This is a genomic window from Planomonospora algeriensis (assembly GCF_977012225.1).
The window spans coordinates 1-3,262 of the sequence record NZ_CDRNDK010000593.1 but is presented as its reverse complement, the minus strand read 5'-3'; the positions used below and the strand labels follow the sequence as shown (position 1 = coordinate 3,262).

Annotated in this window: 2 protein-coding genes and 1 pseudogene; all 3 read right to left on the bottom strand. The window is 74.6% G+C overall.

Annotation, left to right across the window (positions count from 1 at the left end):
* Nucleotides 1-1,417: acyltransferase domain-containing protein (locus tag ACWJ6R_RS32965; RefSeq protein WP_449065969.1), on the bottom strand; the 1,417-nt coding region annotated here is incomplete at its 3' end.
* A 121-nt stretch (nucleotides 1,418-1,538) separates the two neighbouring features.
* Nucleotides 1,539-2,753, bottom strand: a pseudogene (locus tag ACWJ6R_RS32960) (beta-ketoacyl synthase N-terminal-like domain-containing protein); the annotation flags it as partial.
* Nucleotides 2,754-2,803: 50 nt separating this feature from the next.
* On the bottom strand, nucleotides 2,804-3,262 hold a 459-nt coding region (locus tag ACWJ6R_RS32955; RefSeq protein WP_449065968.1), incomplete at its 5' end, for a phosphopantetheine-binding protein.

The window sequence follows — 3,262 nt, the reverse complement described above, 5'->3', positions numbered from 1 at the left end:
CCAGCGGGGCGGCGGACGGGCCGGCGAAGACGAGGCAGCGCTCCGGCGCCGGCGCGCCGGAGACGGGGAGGGGCTCCTGCCGCCAGGCGGGCAGGCTGAACCACTCCTCGACGGGGAGCGCGCCGGTGCGCGGCGGGACCGGGTAGATCAGCTGCGGGTCGGGCAGGATCGGCACCCAGTGGGGGGAGCGCTCGAAGGGGTAGCCCGGCAGCGGGACGCGGCGCCCGGGTGCGCCTGCGGCCTCCGGGTCGATCGCGATCCCCGAGGTCCACAGGGCCCCGGCGGTGGCGTGGAGCACCTCCGCGTCCGGCTTGGGGTCCGCCGGGCCGGGCAGGCTCACCAGCGGCGCCGGGGCGCCGGCAGGCAGCTGGGGCCTGACCAGACCGGCCAGCTGGCGGCCGGGACCGCACTCGACGAGCCGCCACTCCCCCTCCGCCAGGAGGGTCGCCACGCAGTCGCCGAACCTGACCGCCTCCCGCAGGTGGCGGGTCCAGTAGGCGGGGTCGACCGCCTCCTCGGCGGTGATCCACGTCCCGGTGACGTTCGACAGGAAGGGCAGGGCGGGGGCGTCGCGGGGGGTCGAGGCGACGACCTCGTGGAACTCCGCGAGAACGGGGTCCATCATGGCCGAGTGGAAGGCGTGCGAGGTGCGCAGCATCGTGCGGCCCACCCCCTGCTCGGCCAGCCGCGCGCCGTACTCCTCGATCAGGCTGGTGGGCCCGGACACGACGCAGGTCCCCGGCCCGTTGACGGTCGCCACCGAGAGCCCGTCGGGCAGGCTCTCGCGGACCTCCGCCTCGTCCAGGCGGAGCGCGAGCATCGAGCCCGGCGGCATGCTCTGCATCAGCCTGCCCCGGGCGGCGACCAGGCGCAGCGCGCCGGGCAGGTCGAAGACCCCGGCCACGGTCGCCGCGACGTACTCGCCGATGCTGTGGCCGATCATCCCGGCCGGTTCGACGCCCCAGGAGCGCCAGAGGAGGGCCAGCGCGTACTCGACGGTGAACAGCGCGGGCTGGGTGAGCGCGGTCTGCCGGAGCCGCTCGTCGGCGGCCTCCCGCTCGCCGTCGCCGGGGAAGAGCAGGTCCCGCAGGTCGAGGCCGAGTTCGGTGCGCAGGAGCTCGGCGCACTCGTCCACGGCCCGGCGGAAGACCTCCTCGGTGCGGTAGAGCCCGGACCCCATCCCGGCGTACTGCGCGCCTTGGCCGGAGAAGAGCCAGGCCACCCGCGGCGCCGTACCCGCCGCGCCCTTGACCAGGCGGCGGGGATCGGTGAGCGCGCGGGCCGCGTCCTCGGTGTCGGCGGCGACGACGACCGCCCGGTGCTTCATCTCCTTGCGACCGGTGCGCAGCGTGAAGGCCACGTCCGCCAGGTCGAGGTCGGCCGCGCCGGTCAGCCGCTCGGCGAGCCTGCCCGCCATGGCGTCCAGCGCGGCCGGGGTGCGGGCCGACAGCCGCAGGAGGTGGACCGGGCGGTCCTCGCGGGGGGGCGGGCGGGACCGCCGGGGCCTGTTCGAGTACGGCGTGCGCGTTGGTGCCGCCGATGCCGAAGGAGCTGACCCCGGCCCTGCGCGGCAGGTCGCCGGTCTCCCACTTGGTGAGGGAGGAGACGACGTGGAAGGGGTTCTCGCCGAAGCCGATGCGGGGGTTGGGACTGGTGTAGTTGAGGCTCGGCGGGATCATGCCGTGCTCGATCGACAGGACCGTCTTGATGAACCCGGCGATGCCCGCGGCGGGGCCGAGGTGCCCGATGTTGGTCTTGACCGAGCCGATCCCGCACCAGCCGGTCTCGGCGGTGTCCCTGCCGAACACGCTCGACAGCGCCGCCACCTCGATCGGGTCGCCCAGGGAGGTGCCGGTGCCGTGCGCCTCGACGTAGGTGACGGTGCGCGGGTCGACGCCGGCCAGGTCGAGGGCCTGGGAGACCGCGACGGCCTGCCCCTCGACGCTCGGCGCCGAGAAGCCCACCTTGGTGGCGCCGTCGTTGTTGATGGCGTTGCCGATCACGATCGCCCGGACGTGGTCGCCGTCGGCGAGGGCATCCGAGAGCCGCTTGAGCACGGTGATGCCCCCGCCGCCGCCCCAGATGGTGCCCGCGGCGGAGGCGTCGAACGCCCTGCAGTGCCCGTCGGGGGCGTAGATGCCGTCCTGGTGGTACTGGTAGCCCCACTCGGGCGGCATCTCGATCGACACGCCGCCGCTGAGCGCCATGTCGCACTCGCCGGACCGCAGCGCCTCGCAGGCCGTGTGGATGGCGACCAGGGAGGACGAGCAGGCGGTGTGCAGGGTGAGGCTGGGGCCGCGCAGGTCGAGCTTGTAGGAGACCAGCGTCGACAGGTAGTCGGGATGGTTGCCGGTGTAGATGGCGAGGTTGCCGACGGAGGCGTGCGTCCTGCGGTCCCTGCGGATGAACATCCACTGGTACTCGTCGGAGCCGATCGCCCCGTAGACGCCGACCTCTCCGGGGTAGCGCGCGGGGTCGTAGCCGGCGTCCTCCAGGGCGCTGTGCGACAGCTCCAGGAACATGCGCTGCTGCGGGTCGCGCAGCTGCGCCTCACGGGGGGACATGCCGAAGAAGGCGGCGTCCAGGGCGCCGTAGTCGTCGGCGATGGACGCCGCGCGCACGAAGTTCGGGTCGTCGAGCAGGTAGTCGGGCACGCCGAGCGCCGCCTGCTCCTCCCGGGTGTAGAACCTGACCGACTCCACTCCGTCGACGAGGTTGCGCCAGAACGACGGGACGTCCGGAGCCCCCGGCATCCGGCACGCGAGCCCGACCACCGCGATCGGCTCGACCGCGTATTCCTCGGTCATTCCTCATTCTCCTGTCTTCCGGCCGGGTGGGGCCGGCGGGATGGTGCCCTGCGGGACGGGGTCCGGACCTGCCTGGCGGCGATCCGCCGGGAGGCGCGGTCCGGACCCGGGGTGCGCCCGGCGCCGTCGAGGTGGGCGGCGAGGGAGCGGACCGTGGGGAAGCGGAAGAGGTCCACGATGGGGACGGCACGGCCGAGCAGCGCGGCGAGCCGGGCCTGGACCTCGGCGGTGGCGAGCGAGTGCCCGCCGATCTCGAAGAAGTTCTCTCCGGCGGAGATCCTCGGCAGGCCGAGGACCTCCCGCCACACCCCGGCGACGAGCCGCTCCATCGCGCCGGACGGCTCGTCGGCGCGCGTGCCGGCCGGGCGGGGCGCGGTTCGGGCAGTGCGGCCCGGTCGACCTTCCGTTCGGGGTGGAGGGGCAGCGCGGGCAGCGAGGACCACCTCGGCGGGGAC